This is a genomic window from Corynebacterium sp. PCR 32 (assembly GCF_037464985.1).
GTDB lineage: Bacteria > Actinomycetota > Actinomycetes > Mycobacteriales > Mycobacteriaceae > Corynebacterium > Corynebacterium kroppenstedtii_D.
Window position 1 is genome coordinate 495371 of record NZ_JBAHVL010000001.1, and the last position, 18767, is coordinate 514137.

Genomic DNA, 18767 nt, shown 5'->3' on the forward strand with positions numbered 1-18767 from the left:
GGAGAGCGGGGTGGAGAGGATCCCACGACATTTCCTCACATCGTCGGTGTGATCCTCTGAGCGTCCGCGCCGGGTGATGCCGCTACACTAATCGGTATGACTTCTCCCGCTCAGTCGATTCAGGATTTTTCCGACGACATTATGGACTATGACGATGTCGTCGCTCAGTTCGACCCTGTCATGGGGTTGGAAATTCACGTTGAGCTCGCGACGACATCGAAGATGTTTTCGTCATCGTCGGTGGAGTTCGGCGACGCCCCCAATTCCCACGCTGATCCTTGTTGTTTGGGGCTACCGGGCGCCCTACCTGTGGTGAATAAGAAGGGTGTCGAGTGGGCTATCAAGATTGGTTTGGCCCTGAACTGTTCCATTGCGGAGCGATCTCGTTTCGCGCGGAAGAACTATTTCTATCCTGATCAGCCTAAGAACTACCAGATCAGCCAGTATGATGAGCCGATCGCCTATGACGGTTATCTGGATGTCCAATTGGATGATGGCTCGGTCTTCCGTGTGGAGATTGAACGCGCCCATATGGAGGAGGACACCTGCAAGCTCACTCACCTTGGCGGACAAGATGGTCGTATCTCTGGTGCGACAACCTCTCTTGTCGACGCCAACCGCGCCGGGGTTCCACTGATTGAGATTGTGACTAAGCCGATTGAAGGTGCAGGAGAACGTGCCCCTGAGGTGGCGCGCGCCTACGTCACTGCTGTGCGCGATTTGATGAAGGCCCTCGAGGTCTCGGATGCCCGCATGGATCAGGGTTCGATGCGTGTTGATTCAAACGTGTCTTTGCGTCCGATCGGAACGAAAGATTTTGGTACCCGCACGGAGACAAAGAATATTAATTCGTTGCGTTCGGTGGAGCAGGCTGTCCGTTTCGAGATGCAGCGTCAGGCGCAGTGCATTAGCCACGGGGTCGAAATTGTCCAGGAAACCCGGCATTACCAGGAGACTGACGGGACAACGGCGAAGGGTAGGCCGAAGGAGACGATGGCTGATTACCGCTACTTTAACGATCCTGATTTGCCTCCGGTGCTGGCCCCGGCAGAGTGGGTTGAACAGATTCGTGGGACGTTGCCTGAGTTGCCGTGGGTGCGGCGGGCTCGGATTCAGAAGGAATGGGGTCTGTCTGATGAGGAGCTCCGTGACTTGGTGAATTCGGGTGCGCTCGACCTTGTGGCTCATACGGTTGAGGCTGGCGCAAAGCCCGCCGAGGCGAGGTCATGGTGGGTGTCCTACCTTGCGCAGAAGGCAAATGAGCAGGAGGTGGAGCTGGATGCGCTGCCGATTAGCCCACGCCACGTAGCCCGGGTAGCGGCCCTCGTTTCTGAGGGAAAACTGACAAATAAGTTGGCACGTTCCGCCATCGACGGTGTGCTCGCTGGTGAAGGTTGCGATGTGGAGAATCCTGATGGTCCAGCAGCAGTCGATAAGGTGGTGAAAGAGCGAGGCCTTGAGGTTGTCCGTGATGATGGGGCACTAGAAAAAGCGGTGGAGGATGCTTTAGCTGCGAACCCGGATATTGCAGACAAGATCAAGGCTGGCAAGACGAAGGCGGCCGGTGCCATTGTGGGAGCAGTGATGAAAGCGACCCGAGGGAAAGCTGATCCGGCTCGTGTTCACCAGCTCATCGTCGAAAAATGTTGTTAAGTCGTTGTGCCGAACTTACCTGTGTGGTTCCTCGACCGGTATGCTTGCGCTATTGAAAGCTAACCAACTCTTCTTGAGGAATCGATGTTCAAAAGAACGATAGCTGTTGCAATGTCGGTCGTCGGGCTCATCGTCGGCGCCGGCTTCGCGTCAGGCCAGGAAGTACTCCAATACTTCGTGGCCTTCGGAAAAATGGGGATTGTGGGGGCAATCATCGTAGCGGTCATCATGTCCGCCGCTGGAATGATTGTTTTAGAGCTAGGCAGCTACTTTCAGGCCGACGAGCACGCCGGTGTCCTACGTACGATTGGGACGACACCGGTATCCTGGGTCCTGGATATCGGCATCGTGTTCACCCTGTTTTCTGTGGGATTCGTCATGCTAGCGGGCGGTGGCTCAACCCTGAATCAACAATTCGATATTCCCTCATGGGTCGGATCAGCGATCTTGCTGGTCCTCGTCTTGGCTGCAGGGATGCTCGATGCGGACCGTGTCAGCACCGTTATCGGAGCGATCACACCATTTATCGTCATCGCACTGGTTGGTGCGGCTGCGTGGGCATACACCCACACGGACGGAAGCATCACCACCCTTGAACCACTCACACACACCGTTCACACGAACCTTCCCAACTGGTGGATCGGTGCCCTGAACTATGCGGGCCTCGTTCTCATGGTCAATGTGGCGATGGCAATTGTTATTGGTGGCTCGCATCTATATCCCCGTGAAGCAGGACTTGGCGGTCTCGCGGGCGGAATCACCTTCGGTGTCTTACTGATCATGAGCACGTTGTCGCTCGTCCTCAAAATGAAGACCGTCCACGGGACCGACCTTCCGATGCTGACCTTGGTCGACGACATCCACCCCGCCCTCGGGATGGTTATGTCGCTGATCATCTACGGCATGATCTTCAATACCTGCTTAGGACTGTTCTACTCATTGGGTCGTCGACTGACGGCGAACCATCCAGAGAAATTCCGGGTGGTATTTATCACCGTCACGCTCATCGGTTTCGCGGTCAGTTTCCTTGGCTTCAAAGCGCTGCTCTCTAACGTGTATCCGATAATGGGATACGCCGGATTCATTCTCATCGCCGTGCTATTTATGACCTGGTTCCGCGACAAGGAAAAATTTCAGGATGAGGCTGGGCGTCGCCAGGAAGCCCGTGAATTAGCGGAACGTAAGCTCAACCCGAACGTTCGGTTTACATCGAAACAAGCGCGCCGTTTCCGCCACCTCATCGGAGACTCCAACCTTGATGACGATGACCTTCGTAAGCTCATCAGCGAGGATGTCACCAACGACATCACGACTGATGACGTGACGAATGTCGGTGATAGTGACGAACCCCGTGCTGGATCAGGGAGCACCCCCACCACGATGTAGACCACCCTGATGCACCATCGTGCGGGGGAGGGGGCAGTGATGTTTATGTATTTACACAGCGCAGGTAGATAATTAGATGAGGTGCCCGGGCGGGCTCTGCCCGGGCACCTATGATGTCCGTACATGACAGAAAGTTAGATCAGTGGTTAAACGCACTATAAGTATTGCGTTGTCCTTCGTCGGGTTGATTGTTGGCGCGGGTTTCGCGTCAGGTCAAGAAATTCAACAATATTTTGTGTCCTATGGCACGTGGGGAATTCTTGGTGCGGTTATTGCCACGGTCATTATGGCAGCAGCAGGATACACCGTATTGCAGCTGGGCAGCTATTTCATGGCGGATGAGCACAACGAAGTGTTGTCAGGATCGTTGCCTCGCTGGGTGTCACGATTTCTCGATTATGGGATCATCATCACCCTGTTTTGCATCGGTTTCGTGATGTTTGCCGGTGCCGGGGAGAACCTCAAGCAACAGTTTGGATGGCCGATTTGGGCTGGCTCGGTCATCATGCTCCTTTTGGTGTTAGCGACCGGAATGCTCGACGTGGATAAGGTCTCCACAGTCATTGGCGCTATCACGCCGTTCATCATTGTGTTTGTCGTGGCCGCATCGATCTACTCCATGGCCAACCGCACTGACTCATGGGGGCACCTGAGCACAGTGGCATCAACGATCCCCAGGAGTTTCCCCAACTTTGCACTATCGGGGCTGAACTACGTCGGTCTCCAGTTAATTCTCTCGGTATCGATGGCTATTGTCATCGGTGGCTCGCACCTCTACCCGCGAGAAGCTGGGTGGGGAGGATTTGCCGGTGGTTTAACATTCGGAATTCTGTTGACCATCTCGGCACTTGCCCTCCTATGTTCCACAGCGAGCGTCAAGGATGACGCATTGCCGATGTTGTCGTTAGTGAACGACATCAATGGTGTGCTGGGTTGGATGATGGCTATCGTCATTTATGGCATGATTTTTAACACCGCCATCGGAATGTTCTACTCGTTGGGTCGGCGGTTATCCGCCCAACGGCCGGAGAAATTCCGGATTATTTTCATAAGTACAACCATGGCGGGATTCGTCTTAAGCTTCTTTGGCTTCAAACCATTGATCGCCACGGTGTACCCAGTACTGGGATATTTAGGCGTCTTTCTGATCATCGTCTTGGTGATTGCGTGGTTCCGGGGCCACTCGCTCATTGATGATGAAGCGAAGCGTCGCCATCGGATTAGCGAATTAATTGAGCGTCGCGATAACCCAAACAAGCGCTTTACCTCGAAACAACGTCGACAATTACGGCACCTTGTCAGAGAATCAAACATCGAAAATGCTGAATTGCGTGAAGCCGTGCGGAAAGAACTCGACGACGCTGATGATGACCCAGACGGTGGGCTATCCAATCAGCACACAGCATCTCATTCATCGTCCCCAAACCAGGGTGAAGCGCGACACACCACATAAATTATCTGCGCGGGGTCTATGTTCCCCTTTACAGTGGGGTCATGTTCGCAAGAAAATCCCGCAATGTGCCGAGCAACTCCGCCCCCGATGACCATCTCTGTGAGAATAGCCCAGGGCAAGCCGCCTCGATTGACGCTAGTCGGGATGCGCCTGATGCTATGAACAACGCCGAGGCTGGACGCGCCCAGCCTCACGAGTCGCGTGCATTGAAAGCACCGTCTTTATCTGATGGCGAGCGAGGTCAACGCCACCATGGCGAGGATACAGAGAGGTCGGTTGCCTCTCCACGAGGAGCTGACTCACACCCCGTCAGCGACCTCCATGACCTTGATGACATGGATGAGATTCCTACGGTGTCAGGCTCCCGCCCAGCAGCGCCGAAGAACCTGCCCGACGCTGCTGCACGCGAAAGTAGTCAGCGGGCCAGTGACCCGATGGACGACCGCGCTGAGAGCGGCTACCGCGCGGCGTACAACCCTGACGGCGGCACAGCGGAGGAAGCCTGGCCACGAGACGGGAAGAGCGGTGGCCGCCCCGAGGAGACCGTGGGGCCCCGCCGTGTGACCGACCTATCCAATAGTCCGCTCGGCTCCGACGACGTGATTGAGGATCACCAACGACGCCATACACCCCGCGATATCTACGCAGTCACGGGGCGGGCGGCACCCCAAATCATTCCTCCTGCCCGCCGGCAATCTGAGCACTATGACCCCGCCTTCGACCAACGGTGGGAGAACGCGGAGACACCGCCGATGACAGACGATGCGGCGACTGGTTATGCCCCGACATCCGAGCGGGCCCTGGCTCCCATGGATGAAGAACAACTTGATTCACATGGCGCACGTGAGAAAACTGCTCAGGAGACGCGCATCGATATGCCCACGTCACGACAACAGGGCAGCAATGGGCGTCGTGGGTATGATGATCATGCCCCCGTCCCGGTGTCGAATGGATATGCCAGTGACGAGATCGTAGGTCATGACGATGATGGCCATGTACACGACAACGAACCGTCTCCTGGATGGGACAACCCCCACGAGATACTCGATACACGGCGTGGGACTACTGATTTCGGACTGTTTCTCTCTCGCCTGGCCCTCGGCCTGATGCTGCTGTTCCATGGCCTACGCACCCTCTTTGAATGGGGAGGTAGTGCCGGCGTCGATGGCCTGCAGAATGACTTCTTCTTCATGAAGGGAAATGAGATTCTCTCCTGGGCGATTCCCATTGCAGAAACTGCCTCGGGTGCGTTCCTCATTCTCGGGGTGCTCGCACCATTGGCTGCAGCCGTGTCAATTGCCATAGCCAGCTTGATGTCGATGTATTCGATTGACCTTCAACCGGGTGCGTTCTCACCGTTTAATGCGTCTGCACAGGTTCAAGTCTGGTTGTTGCTGACAGGCATGGCCGTCGGTATGGCTTTTACTGGTCCTGGACGGTGGGGAGTAGACGGTGCTCGTGGATGGTCCCGGCGTCCTGTGTGGAGTGGCTGGTTGAGTGTGATCGTTGGTCTGTTGGCTGGTGCTGCCCTATGGGTTGTTGTCGCGGGGTCGAATCCGTTCAACTAACTGGGGTGATCCACGTCTAGGCTCGTATTCACTACCGAGCCAACACACACGCTCCATGGCGCCGCACATGAGTGCGCGGCGCCATGAAGCGTGCTTCACTGTGGGTTCATCTCCGTCACGGACGGCTTCGCCTTATTATTAACCTGGCTTTTTACCTCGAGACATTGATTTTTCGCACAGCTCCAGTGTCGGCGCTGGTTGCCATCGAGGCATATGCTTGGAGTGCCTTACTTACCCGCCGTTGGCGATTCACCGGCGTCCACGGGTTTTCTGACATGTTCATGTCTTTGCGACGCTTGTCCAACTCGTCGTCAGGAACGTCGAGTGTGAGTTGGCGTTTATGGACGTCGATAGTGATGATGTCGCCGTCATGAATGAGGCCGATGAGTCCGCCGTGAGCTGCCTCAGGCGAGATGTGGCCAACAGAAATACCCGACGACCCACCAGAGAATCGACCGTCGGTGATCAGTGCGCATTGTGTGCCCAGGCCAGCACCTTTCAGGAACGCGGTGGGATGCAACATCTCCTGCATCCCGGGCCCCCCGGATGGGCCTTCATAGCGGATGACGATGACGTCGCCCGCTGTCACCTCCTTATTGAGGATAGCGTTGACGGCATCCTCCTGCGATTCGAGGACGCGTGCGGGGCCAGAGAAATGCCAGAGGGATTCATCGATGCCAGCAGCTTTGATGACGGCGCCATCGTCAGCTAGGTTGCCCCGCAAGATGACGAGTCCGCCGTCGACGGTATAAGCGTGGTCAACATCGCGGATGCAGCCGCTTTCTGCGTCGGTGTCGAGCTCATCCCATTTGTTATCGGTGGAGAAGGGGACTGTTGTTCGTACACCGCCGGGTGCTGCGTGGAAAAGGTCGAGTGCGATCTGTGTAGGGTGATCGGTACGGATATCCCAGGTTGTTAGCCAATCAGACAGCGACGAGGCGTGGACAGAATGGACGTCGTCGTGGAGGAGCCCTGCCCGGTTCAGTTCCCCGAGGAGGGCAGGTATCCCGCCGGCTCGGTGAACGTCTTCCATGTGGTAATTCGAATTTGGCGCCACTTTCGATAGGCAGGGGACGTCGCGCGATAGTCGGTCAATGTCAGCAAGGGTGAAGTCGATGTCACCTTCCTGTGCCGCAGCCAGGATATGGAGGACCGTGTTGGTGGAGCCACCCATGGCCATGTCGAGGGTCATGGCATTGTCGAAGGCGTGCTTATTGGCAACATTGCGGGGCAGGACACTCGCGTCACCGTGGGTGTAGTAGGTCTGGCACATGTCGACGATGGTGTGGCCAGCGTTGATAAAGAGAGCGCGTCGAGCGGCATGTGTGGCCAGAGTCGAGCCGTTACCGGGAAGAGACAGCCCCAATGCTTCGGTGAGGCTGTTCATGGAGTTTGCGGTGAACATACCCGAGCAGGATCCGCATGTCGGGCATGCTGAATTTTCGACGATAGACAGTCCGCCCTCATCGACGTCGTCGTTCGCAGAAGCCGAGATTGCGGTGATGAGGTCTGTGGGAGCGTGGGCAACTCCATCAACGACGACAGCTTTGCCAGCTTCCATGGGCCCACCGGAGACGAAGATGGCGGGGATGTTGAGACGCATCGCAGCATTGAGCATGCCTGGGGTGATCTTGTCACAGTTGGAGATGCACACGATGGCGTCCGCGGCGTGGGCGTTGACCATATATTCGACGGAGTCAGAGATGATTTCGCGGGATGGTAGGGAGTAGAGCATGCCGCCGTGTCCCATGGCGATTCCATCATCGACGGCGATCGTGTTGAATTCGCGGGGCACGCCACCTGCTTCGCGGATGGCCTCGGCGACGAGGTCGCCGACGTCTTTGAGGTGGACGTGGCCGGGGACGAACTGTGTGTAGGAGTTCGCAATCGCAATGATGGGCTTTGTAAAGTCACCGTCTTGTAGTCCGGCAGCTCGCCATAGGGCGCGAGCTCCCGCGGCGTTGCGGCCTTGCGTCGTGACCGACGATCGCAGTGGGATCATGGGGTGGCTCCTCAGCGGGGTGATGTCTGGATGTGTCGTCAGCCGTGGCGAATATGGTTTAGGGGTTATCTGTCTCTCCGCGGTGGCTGGGCTCCGGTGCGTCGCCGCCATGGTCGGGGTGGGTGGCGCGGCGACGTGTCATCTCGGCGGCAATGAGTCGGGCGTTGTGCTCTCTCGTTGCCTCCTCTTGGGTTGTGATGACGGCGTATCCGTCGCGGTTGACGGTGTGTAGCTCGTCTTCGTCATGTTTCTTTCCTGGTGTGACAGGATCAGGGATGCGTCCGCCGGAGGCTTGGGAAAGCTTCGGGAGGTGGTTGAATGTCACTCCGGGTAGTGCGATGGTATCGCGTTTCTGGCTGGGGCGGTTCCTCTTGGCGTTTTTCGAGGCTGTGTTCGCATCAGTGAGTGTTGCCCGTGTAGGAGAGGTTGTGCGAGCGGCATAGGCGCGTCCGGAGCGGCTGAATTGAATGCCGGAGAGCTCATCCCACCTTATTGTTCGGCTACGTCGGAAGAGATAGTGTGCTGTGATGCCATGCGGAGAAAGGGCCGTGCGCGCACGAAGGATCCACGCGGCGAACATGATGGGGACGATGAGTACCCAGAAGAGGTAGGCGGGGTGGTATCCCACGAACATGAGGCAGATCAGGAACATGACGCCCGCCCCGAGAAGATTCATTCTGTCGGGATGGAACGTCACTGTATCTGTGGGAGGGGAGTGTGAGCCAGGGGTGTGCTCGCCAGATGGGGTCGAACTCATGGGCTCATTGTAGATGCTGCGTTGTTGTTGCTTTCTGCATGGCCGAGGTTCGCTTGGCCAGAATTGTCACCCCTGTTGTTCGAGTTGGTAGATCCACCATCTGGTGGGGTGGTGTTGTCGTTGCCACCATTGTGCTCTGTTGTGGCGGGGCCAGGGTTTCCTGTGAGGCCTGGATTGTGGTTGGTGTCGGTGGGGGTGCGGTCATGTCGGTTGTTCTGTGTCGTTGTACCCGTCGTTGTTGGCTTGGTGTTGGTTGTTGTGGGGGTAGTGCGGCGGTTGTCGGAGTCATCGTCGTGGTGAGTCGGTGGGGTAGCGGTGCGTGTTTCTGATTCCGGTGCCGTCGGTGTTGACGGTGCTGGAGTGGTGCGTGGTTGGTCGGTGGTGGATCGGGTGTGGAATGACGATGGTGCGAGTATTCCGGAGGCGCGATCGCCACCGTCGTAGGTGAGGCCTTGAAGAATGATGAGGAGGAACAGGATCAGGACGATCATTGTTGTCGACGGACGGCACCGCCCGCCGATCGAAAAGATTCGCTGGATCCTATGGTCATAGGAGATGTTACGGAAGAGGCCGTTTTTGGTGGCGTCGTCGGCTTCCTTCTCGAGGGAGGAGCGGGTGTCATCGGGATCCGTTGGGGGGTCAGTGGGGTTATCGGTGATGGTGTGGTGGGGTGGTGTGCTCTCGTGGTTGGTGCGTGTGAGTGGGGGATCACAGTGGGGTGGGAGCACCTCAGTTGCTGTGGTGGTAGCCGCTGTCGTGGGTGGTGTGGTGGGCGCTGGGTGTGAAGCCTCGTTGGCATCAGTGTTGTCAGGCTGTTGTGGGGTTAGCCACGGTGGGGTTGCGTCACTGGTTGATGGTGGTGTGGGTCTGGTGGTCGCTGGATCATGATGGATAGCGGTGGGCGTAGAGGAGGGCGTTGCGCTAGGTTGTGGTGGCTGTTGGTGTTGGGTGTGTGCGAGTGCGTGCTCAGTGCTTGGTGGGCGTGTGAGCCCGGGAATTGATTCGATAGTTGACTGTGAATATGACGTCCACATTTCGTCCATGACAGCTGCCCTCAGGGCACGCTCAACAGTCCATTGTTCTCCTGGTTCAACACGAACGAGGACGCGGTATTTGATGGCCCAGGGAACACCAGCTGATGTTGGTGCGATGAGATCGAGGGCGGGGAGGATACTGACGGCGTCGGGATCATTACTCACCACGCGGGCAATCTCAGGGTGCTCAAGGGTACGGTTCACGCAGCTGTCAAATAGTGTGTTGAGTTCGTCAGTGCTGTCAGCTGCGGAGATGGGGACGGGGATGTCGATGAGAGCTTTTGCCCACCCTGATGATGCGTTAATAGCGACGAGTGGGACAGAGTTAGGAACGACGGCCTCTTGACCGTTGACGGTTCGTACGGTGGTTGACCGCAAGGTAATAGCCGTGACAATGCCTTCGACTTTGACGCTCGAGTTCTGAAGGATGACGGTGTCACCGATGCCGTACTGGCGCTCGGTGATGATGAAGAAGCCAGCGAGGAAGTCAGCAATGATCTTTTGAGCACCAAAAGCAACGGCGGCGGAGACCACCGTGGCGGGGACGGCAGCACCAGTGGTGGAGAATCCTAAGGCTTTTAGTATTCGGATGGCTACGAAGAAGAAGGCGATGGCTTCAGCGATGTAGACCAGTGCGCCGAGGATGGCTAATCGACCTTTGTATCCTTCGGCGTCGGCGATTTCTCCCCGCCGCTGTTGGCGTCGTTTCATTTTGATCGTTGCCCACCGCACGACCAGTCGTCCGATCCGTGGGATGAGCAGGGCGATGCAGATTAATGCGGCGAGGGATAGCCCGGTGTGGGCTACCCACTCCCAGAGGGAAATCAGATAGAACTTGAACGGCATAGCTTTAAAACTAGTCGTCAGGGTACACGCTGGCACCTCTCACCATTTTGGGGGTGATAGTGGTTGCTGGTGGACGGATTTTCATGATTTTTCGTAGAAAGTGGTTCGTCTGACACCTGGGACCCCTATAGTTTTTATTATGACGAGCGCAACGATGACTACCATCATTCTTGTAGTACCGAGAGGGCGTTAGCTTTCCTGGTTACTCGTTAACGCCCTTTCGCACTTCGCGACAAGGGCTTTTTTCATATCCGATGGCTTTATTGTTTTCGGCGATAGCGATGATGTGGTGGGTTTGTCGTCGTTAGCGTCGGTCCTCGTAAGGCTGATATCCCTGATTTCACAGTGAGGAGAGCGCAAACCGTGAACGTCCCCTCTCAACCGCCGACTCCGGCGACGGTTGCAGCTTCAACCGTGGCGACACAGTCGGGAGCACATAAAAAAACCGCACAGAAAGTCCGAAAAGAGAAACTCACTGGTGCTGAGTTGATTGTTCGTACCCTTGAGGTGTTGGGTACGCGGACAGTTTTTGGTCTTCCTGGTGGTGCGGTTCTTCCTTTATATGAGGCCATTTATAACTCGACTGTGCTCGATCACATTTTGGTGCGTCATGAGCAGGGTGCAGGGCATGCTGCGACGGGTTTTGCGCAAGCTACTGGTGAGGTTGGCGTGTGTGTGGCTACATCGGGCCCAGGTGCGACGAACCTGGTGACGCCTCTCGCTGACGCCAATATTGATTCTGTTCCCGTTGTTGCGATTACCGGCCAGGTTGGTCTGCACTTGTTGGGGACGGATGCCTTTCAGGAAGCTGATATTTGCGGGATTACTCTTCCTGTCACCAAGCACAACTTCATGGTGACAAAAGTGGAGGATATTCCGAGGCTGATTGCGGAGGCTTTCCATTTGGCATCGACTGGTCGCCCTGGTCCGGTGCTTGTCGATGTGCCGAAAGATATTCAAAATCAGGTCGCAGAATTTGAATGGCCGGTGGAGTTGCAGCTTCCTGGTTACCGACCGACAACGACACCGCATTCACGGAAGATCAAACAAGCGGTGGACTTGATCGTCCATGCTCGTCGGCCGGTGATTTATGCGGGCGGAGGCATTATTAAGGCGAATGCGAGTCGGGAGCTCGCAGGGTTTGTTGCGAAAACCGGGATCCCAGTGGTGACGACACTGATGGCGTTGGGGGCTTTTCCTGATTCTCACCCGTTGCACATGGGCATGCCTGGGATGCACGGGAGTGTCTCGGCTGTAGCGTCGTTACAGAAGGCTGATCTGGTGATCGCGATAGGTACGCGCTTTGACGACCGTGTGACGGGCGATGTTGACTCCTTTGCGCCCCATGCGAAGTGTATTCATGCGGATATTGATCCCGCGGAGATTGGGAAGATCCGTGAGGTTGAGGTGCCGATTGTTGGTGACGCGGCTGAGGTTCTCCAGGCGCTCAGCGACATGTATGAGGCCAAGGGGGTAGCGACGCCGAATTACGATCGGTGGATCGATTATCTCCATTCGTTGCAAGAGACGTATGCGCTGGGGTGGGAGGATCCTGAGGATGGAAAATTAGCACCGCAGGCTGTCATCAAAGCCATTTCTGATCATGCTGGCCCTGATGCGGTTTACTGTGCTGGGGTGGGACAACATCAGATGTGGGCAGCGCAGTTTGTTGATTATGAGAAGCCGAGGACGTGGTTGAATTCGGGTGGCCTGGGGACGATGGGGTATGCCATTCCGGCGGCAATGGGTGCGCAGGCGGGGTGCCCTGACAAGGAGGTGTGGGCTATTGATGGTGATGGTTGTTTCCAGATGACGAACCAGGAATTAGTGACGTGTGCGGTCAATGATTTTCCTATTAAGGTTGCAGTTATTAACAACGGGAATTTGGGTATGGTCCGCCAGTGGCAGAGCTTGTTTTACGAGGGGCATTATTCCCACACAGAACTTCATACAAAAGGGAAGTATGTGCCTGACTTCGTGATGTTGGCGGAGTCAATGGGGTGTGCTGGGTTCCGTGTGTCCAGAGAGGAAGATATCGCTCCCACGATTGAGAAGGCTCGTCGTATCAATGACCGTCCCGTGGTTATTGATTTTATTGTGGGGGAGGATGCGCAGGTGTGGCCCATGGTTGCCTCAGGGCATTCGAATGATGAGATTCAGCATGCGCGCGATTTGCGACCATTGTTTGATTCTGATCAGGCTATCGATGAGGACTCGGTCACTGAGGTGAGTGACATGATTGAACAAGACCAGGCCAGGGTGGTGGCAGAGGGTACGACAGTGGCCTTCGGTGACCAGCGTGGCGGGGAGGTGTAGGCCGTGCAGCATACGTTGAGTCTTTTGGTGGAAGATCAGCCTGGCATCGTGGCTCGGTTGTCTGGGATGTTTGCTCGACGGTCGTTTAACATCATTTCGATGACGACGGGCACCACTGAGATGGAGGATGTTAACCGGATTACCATCGTTGTGGAAACGGATGAAGTATCCATCGAGCAGATTACGAAGCAGCTGAACAAGCTGGTTCCTGTTCTGAAGGTGATACGGCATGCGGAGGACCAAATGGTGTCTCGAGCATTGTTGATGGTGAAGGTTGCGGCGAATAATGAAAACCGGGCTCAGGTTGTTGATGCTGCGAATCTATTTCGGGCGCGTGTGGTTGATGTCTCTCCGGAGTCCTTAGTTATTGAAGCAACGGGGCAGCCGGGTAAGTTGGTGGCTTTGTTGGATGTTCTTCGTCCGTTTGGAATTCGGGAGCAGGTGTATTCGGGGGTGGTGGCGTTAAGTCGTGGGGCGAATCCTATGATGCCCCACCGATGATCCCATCCTCTGGTACGATTTTCTCGTTAAGTGGAACTATTGAAAGGAACAACGATGGCAGTAACGACGTATTACGATGACGACGCCGATCTGAGTATTATTCAGGGCCGTAAAGTTGCGGTGATCGGCTATGGGTCGCAGGGGCATGCTCATGCTAAATGCTTGCGAGATTCTGGTGTTGAGGTTCGTATCGGCCTGCGTGACGGATCGGCATCAGCAGAAAAAGCCACAGAAGCAGGGTTTGAGGTTATGTCCAATGCTGATGCGGCTGAGTGGGCAGACCTGATTATGATCTTGGCGCCGGATACGTCACAGGTCACCATCTTTAAGGATGAGATTGAGCCTCATTTGAACGATGGTGACGCGATTTTCTTTGCTCATGGGCTCAATATCCACTTCAAGAAGATTGTCGCTCCCGCCGGCGTGACGGTGGCGATGGTTGCTCCGAAGGGCCCTGGTCACTTGGTTCGCCGCCAGTTTACCGAGGGTAAGGGTGTTCCGTCGTTGATCGCTGTCGATAATGATCCGACGGGCGAGGGGATCGCACTGGCATTATCCTATGCTGCGGCAATCGGTGCTGGCCGTGCTGGAGTCATTGAAACAACGTTCCGAGAGGAAACGGAAACGGACCTCTTCGGTGAACAAGCTGTGTTGTGTGGTGGCTTGGAAAAGCTGATGATGACGGGCTTTGAAGTCTTGGTTGAAGCCGGGTATGCACCAGAGATGGCATTCTTTGAAGTTTGCCACGAAACAAAGCTTATTGTGGACCTCATCTTCGAGGGTGGGTTGTCCAACATGAATTACTCGATTTCTGAGACGGCTGAATTTGGTGGCTATATTTCAGGGCCGAGGGTTATTGACGACCATGTTAAAGAGTCGATGAAGAAGGTGCTGTCTGATATTCAAGACGGCACGTTTGTTGACGCGTTGTTCAACGATGTTGATGCTGGACAACCAGCTCTGAAAGAGTTGCGTGACACGTTCGCTAGCCACCCACTGGAGAAAGCGGGCAATAACATGCGGTCCATGATGAGCTGGATTGCGAATCCTTTGGATGAAACCGCGTAACATTTTCCCAATGTTTTCCACCGTATAGCCCCCTCTTCCAGAGAACTATCTGGTAGGCGGGGCTATGTTTTTCTATAGCTGTCCCTGCGCACAATGTCGTTTCGTGTGCACTGTCCTGACGAGGAGGAGCGATCTGTGAATGACAAGTGTTTACCCGTGGTTCTGATTGCCGATAATCTCGCCCAGTCAACTATTGATGCCTTGGGTGACGGAGTTGATGTGCGATGGGTGGATGGCCCCAACCGTGAAGAGTTGTTGGCTGCTGTTCCGGAAGCAGATGCGTTACTGGTTCGCTCAGCCACGACGGTGGATGAAGAAGTTCTTAATGCAGCTAGAGAGCTTAAGATCATTGGCCGTGCCGGTGTGGGGTTGGATAATGTCGATATTGAGGCGGCAACGAAACGTGGTGTGATGGTGGCCAATGCACCAACGTCGAATATTCATTCGGCCTGTGAACATGCGATCACCTTGTTGTTGGCTGCTGCACGTCAGATTCCTCAGGCGGATCAATCGCTTCGTGAGGGGAAGTGGAAGCGGTCGTCCTTTACTGGTGTGGAGCTCTACGGTAAGACGGTCGGTATCGTTGGGTTTGGCCACATTGGGCAGTTGTGTGCTCAACGCCTGGCAGCTTTCGATGTTGACCGACTTGTTGCCTATGATCCCTATGCGAATCCCGCTCGAGCTGCACAGCTGGGTGTTGAACTCGTTGAACTTGATGATCTGATGGCAATGTCTGATTTCGTAACGATCCATCTTCCTAAAACTCCGGAGACTACGGGAATGTTTGACGACGCTCTTTTCGAGAAGTCGAAGGAGGGGCAAATCATTGTTAATGCTGCTCGAGGTGGTCTTTTAGACGAAGACGCGTTGGTGCGCGCTATCGATTCCGGGCGGATTCGTGGGGCAGGAGTTGATGTGTATGCGTCCGAGCCGTGTACTGACTCGCCACTTTTTGGGCGGCCGGAGGTTGTGGTGACACCGCATCTCGGTGCGTCGACGGTGGAGGCTCAGGATCGTGCTGGGACTGATGTGGCGAGATCGGTGCTGCTGGCGTTGGCGGGTGAGTTTGTTCCGGATGCTGTGAATGTTTCTGGTGGTGCCGTTGGGGAAGAGGTTTCCCTATGGTTGAACTTGACGCGGAAGGTGGCGGAGGTGGCGTCGGCAATTCACTGTGGAGTGACGGCGTCAGTGGATGTTGTTGCGCGCGGGGAATTATCGTCGGAGAGTGTGGATGCGTTGGGGGTTGCTGCGTTGCGTGGTGTGTTGGCGGGCACTGTTGATGAGCAGGTGACGTTTGTCAACGCCCCGACGATTGCGGAGGATCGTGGTGTTGACGTGCGGGTGACGGCGGAGGCGGAGTCGGTTCTGCATCGGTCTGTTGTTGAGGTTCGTTTGGTGACTACTCGTGGCGACATGGTCTCGGTGGTTGGCGCGTTAACGGGGCTTGATGGTGTGGAGAAGATTGTTCGTATTAATGGTCGAGGGTTGGATCTTCGTGCTGAGGGGATAAATATGTTTCTTCATTATGAGGATCGGCCGGGTGCGTTGGGGGCTGTGGGTTCTCAATTGGGGGAGCGTGGGATCAATGTTGAGGCTGCGGCGTTGTCTCAGGATAAGGCTGGGGGTGGTGCGATGTTGGTTTTGCGTGTGGATAAGTCAGTTTCGGATGAGGTGCGGGAGGATATTGCGGCGTTGGTGGATGCTGAGTATGCCGTTGTTCTTGATTTTGGGTGATAGGTCTGTGTGCAGTAGGTAGGCGCCATTCCCGTTATTGAAACTGTGTATCATTACCGTCGTGATGGGAATACGCCATGCACAACAACCGCCGATGTGGCTGTTGTGCCGCCACCGTGATGGTGGCCGGTGTGTATTTTTGTCCGCCGTCCTGTGTCAGCACAGACGGGTCTGTGCTGACCCGATCGACGACAGTGAGAGGATACGCAGTGGTGGAGCAAAGTTATCTCACGACGAACCTGGTGCGCGCCATGCACCGTGACGATACGAACGTTTATCGGCCAACCCCGGTAACGGTGCTCTCGGGATTTCTAGGGTCTGGGAAGACAACGCTTCTCAATCACATGCTTGCTCATCGTTCGGAGCGAAAAATCGCGGTAATTGTCAATGATTTTTCGGAAGTCAATATCGATGCTGCGCTCATTGCGGGGGAAGGGCACCTCGAGCGTGGAAGTGACCGTATGATCGAACTATCCAATGGGTGTATCTGCTGTACGCTGCGTGAAGATCTCATTGAATCGGTGACGGCTTTAGCGGCGAGTCACACGTTTGACCACATTGTCATTGAGTCGACAGGGATTTCGGAACCGATGCCTGTGGCGGCCACGTTCGAGTGGGAATTGTCCGCCGGGGTGAACCTCGGAACAATCGCGCCTATTGACACGATGGTCACCTTGGTTGATGCGACGACGTTCCTGCCTCAGATGCATCGCAGGGGTCGGTTGTCGGATCGCGGTTTAGAAGCGGCACCCGATGATGACCGTACGGTGGCTGAACTGTTGGTTGATCAAGTGGAATTTGCCGACATGATTGTTGTGACGAAATGCGACAAGGTGAGGGATGAGCTTGCGCAAGCCACCGAGGATGTTGTTCGTGCGATGAATCCACGTGCGAGGATCTGCCGTGTTCTCAATGGCGAGATCCCGGTGGAGGATGTGCTGGATGCCCACCTTTATGACAGTGAGGAATCACGCTCTATCCCGGAGTATCGGGAGGAATTAGCCACTCCCCATACTCCAGAGACAGAGGAGTATGGCATTTCGTCGGTGGTCTTTCGTTCAGATCGGCCATTTCATCAGAAGCGTTTGATTGCGGCGGTGAAGTCGATGCGGGGGCTGCTCCGTTCCAAGGGGCGTTGTTGGATTGCTGACCGGCCAGAACTTGTTCAGGTGTGGTCACAGGCCGGGCCGAATCTGACGATTTCGCCTGCGGCTCTGTGGTCGCAGACCTCGGAGAGTCCATCATCGGAAATTGTGTTGATTGGGGTGAAATTTAATGGTGCTGATGCTGTGGCGCGGCTCCAGGCTGCCACGGTGGATGATGATGAAATGAGGGTTTTGCTTATGCGTATGACGGGGGCGGCTGAGATCGGTTAAACTCGCTATAAACCCGCCATATGAGAAAGGTGTCTCAAAATATGAAACTTGCGGTGATTCCTGGTGACGGAATTGGTACGGAAGTCACAGCAGAAGCGCTGAAAGTTATGCGCGCTGCGTTGGCAGGTAGCGGGGAAACGATCAAGACCACAGAGTACGACCTGGGAGCTCGCCGTTACCTACGCAACGGCCAGCTTCTGACCGATACTGACCTCGACTCCTTGCGTGACCACGACGCCATTTTATTGGGCGCTATTGGCGACCCACGCACCGTTCCGGCGGGAGTCTTGGAACGGGGCTTACTGCTGAAGATGCGTTGTGCACTCGACCACCATGTCAACCTTCGCCCCTCCACGCTGTATCCCGGCGTGACATCGCCATTGGCCAATCCTGGCGATATCGACTTTATCGTCGTCAGGGAAGGAACTGAAGGCCTCTACGCGGGCAACGGCGGAGCCATCCGCCAGGGCACACCCCACGAGGTCGCCAACGAAACGAGTGTCAACACGCGCTACGGCGTGGAACGCGTTGTGCGTTACGCCTGTGAGCGAGCCCAGGAACGACACCACAGGGTCACCCTGGTGCACAAAACAAACGTCCTCGTGTATGCCGGTGGCCTGTGGCAGCGCACTGTGGACGACGTGGCACACGACTATCCGGAGGTTACCGTCGATTACTGCCACATTGACGCGGCGACAATGTACATGGTCACTGACCCTTCACGGTTCGACGTCATTGTTACCGATAACCTCTTCGGCGACATCATTACCGATCTCGCCGGAGCTGTTACCGGCGGAATTGGTTTGTCCGCCTCGGGCAATATCGACGCTACTGGGGTGAACCCATCAATGTTTGAGCCCGTCCACGGGTCAGCCCCGGATATTGCTGGCCAGGGGATTGCGAACCCGACGGCTGCGATACTCTCGGGTGCTCTCTTGTTTCGCCACCTGGGCAGGGCCGAGGAAGCTGAGGCGATCGAAAGGGCTGTCCGCGAGGATGTGGCATCGAGAACGGGTGCCATGGATACGGAGGCCACCGGAACCCGAATTGCACAACGTCTCGAGAACTAGCAT

The 18767-nt window shown here is 55.8% G+C and carries 13 protein-coding genes; 10 read left to right on the forward strand and 3 right to left on the reverse strand.

All coding sequences use genetic code 11. The features are described 5' to 3' along the window. Positions 1-96 precede the first annotated feature (96 nt). The 4 genes from gatB (at position 97) to V5S80_RS02130 (ending at position 6060) form a co-directional block, all read left to right on the forward strand. Complete coding sequence (gene gatB, locus V5S80_RS02115; protein ID WP_395169091.1) at positions 97-1653, forward strand: Asp-tRNA(Asn)/Glu-tRNA(Gln) amidotransferase subunit GatB; 1557 nt, start codon at positions 97-99, stop codon at positions 1651-1653. A gap of 84 nt (positions 1654-1737) precedes the next feature. Then, positions 1738-3039, forward strand: a complete 1302-nt coding sequence (locus V5S80_RS02120) for a hypothetical protein (protein ID WP_395169092.1) — start codon at positions 1738-1740, stop codon at positions 3037-3039. Between the two features lie 142 nt (positions 3040-3181). Then, a complete protein-coding gene (locus tag V5S80_RS02125; RefSeq protein ID WP_395169093.1) occupies positions 3182-4492 on the forward strand; it encodes a hypothetical protein in 1311 nt (436 codons plus the stop codon). Between the two features lie 41 nt (positions 4493-4533). Next, positions 4534-6060, forward strand: a complete 1527-nt coding sequence (locus V5S80_RS02130) for a DoxX family protein (RefSeq protein WP_395169094.1) — start codon at positions 4534-4536, stop codon at positions 6058-6060. A 151-nt stretch (positions 6061-6211) separates the two neighbouring features. Here the strand turns inward: V5S80_RS02130 and ilvD are convergent, their stop codons facing one another. The 3 genes from ilvD to V5S80_RS02145 are packed head-to-tail and all read right to left on the reverse strand — an operon-like array spanning position 6212 to position 10699. Then, entirely contained in the window at positions 6212-8062 is a 1851-nt protein-coding gene (gene ilvD / locus V5S80_RS02135; RefSeq protein WP_395169095.1) for a dihydroxy-acid dehydratase, read from the reverse strand. Positions 8063-8120: 58 nt separating this feature from the next. Further along, entirely contained in the window at positions 8121-8819 is a 699-nt protein-coding gene (locus V5S80_RS02140) for a PH domain-containing protein (protein WP_395169096.1), read from the reverse strand. Then, positions 8816-10699, reverse strand: coding sequence for a mechanosensitive ion channel family protein (locus tag V5S80_RS02145; protein WP_395169097.1), 1884 nt, complete (start codon positions 10697-10699; stop codon positions 8816-8818). Before V5S80_RS02145 ends, V5S80_RS02140 begins: the two co-directional genes overlap by 4 nt. 363 nt (positions 10700-11062) lie before the next feature. Between V5S80_RS02145 and V5S80_RS02150 the strand changes: the two genes are divergently transcribed. The 6 genes from V5S80_RS02150 (at position 11063) to V5S80_RS02175 (ending at position 18764) form a co-directional block, all read left to right on the forward strand. Beyond that, on the forward strand, positions 11063-13015 hold the full coding sequence (locus tag V5S80_RS02150) for an acetolactate synthase large subunit (RefSeq protein ID WP_395169098.1): 1953 nt from the start codon (positions 11063-11065) through the stop codon (positions 13013-13015). A 3-nt stretch (positions 13016-13018) separates the two neighbouring features. Further along, a complete protein-coding gene (ilvN, locus tag V5S80_RS02155) occupies positions 13019-13516 on the forward strand; it encodes an acetolactate synthase small subunit (RefSeq protein ID WP_395169099.1) in 498 nt (165 codons plus the stop codon). A gap of 54 nt (positions 13517-13570) precedes the next feature. Beyond that, a complete protein-coding gene (gene ilvC, locus V5S80_RS02160) occupies positions 13571-14584 on the forward strand; it encodes a ketol-acid reductoisomerase (RefSeq protein WP_395169100.1) in 1014 nt (337 codons plus the stop codon). Positions 14585-14677: 93 nt separating this feature from the next. Then, positions 14678-16318 carry a phosphoglycerate dehydrogenase gene (serA, locus tag V5S80_RS02165; RefSeq protein ID WP_395169101.1) on the forward strand — a complete coding sequence of 547 codons (1641 nt, stop codon included), beginning with the start codon at positions 14678-14680 and terminating at the stop codon, positions 16316-16318. 251 nt (positions 16319-16569) lie between these two features. Next, the gene (locus V5S80_RS02170) at positions 16570-17694 is read left to right on the forward strand and encodes a GTP-binding protein (RefSeq protein WP_395169417.1); all 1125 of its coding nucleotides are present in this window, start codon (positions 16570-16572) and stop codon (positions 17692-17694) included. A 41-nt stretch (positions 17695-17735) separates the two neighbouring features. After that, a complete protein-coding gene (locus tag V5S80_RS02175) occupies positions 17736-18764 on the forward strand; it encodes a 3-isopropylmalate dehydrogenase (protein ID WP_395169102.1) in 1029 nt (342 codons plus the stop codon). Positions 18765-18767: the final 3 nt, after the last annotated feature.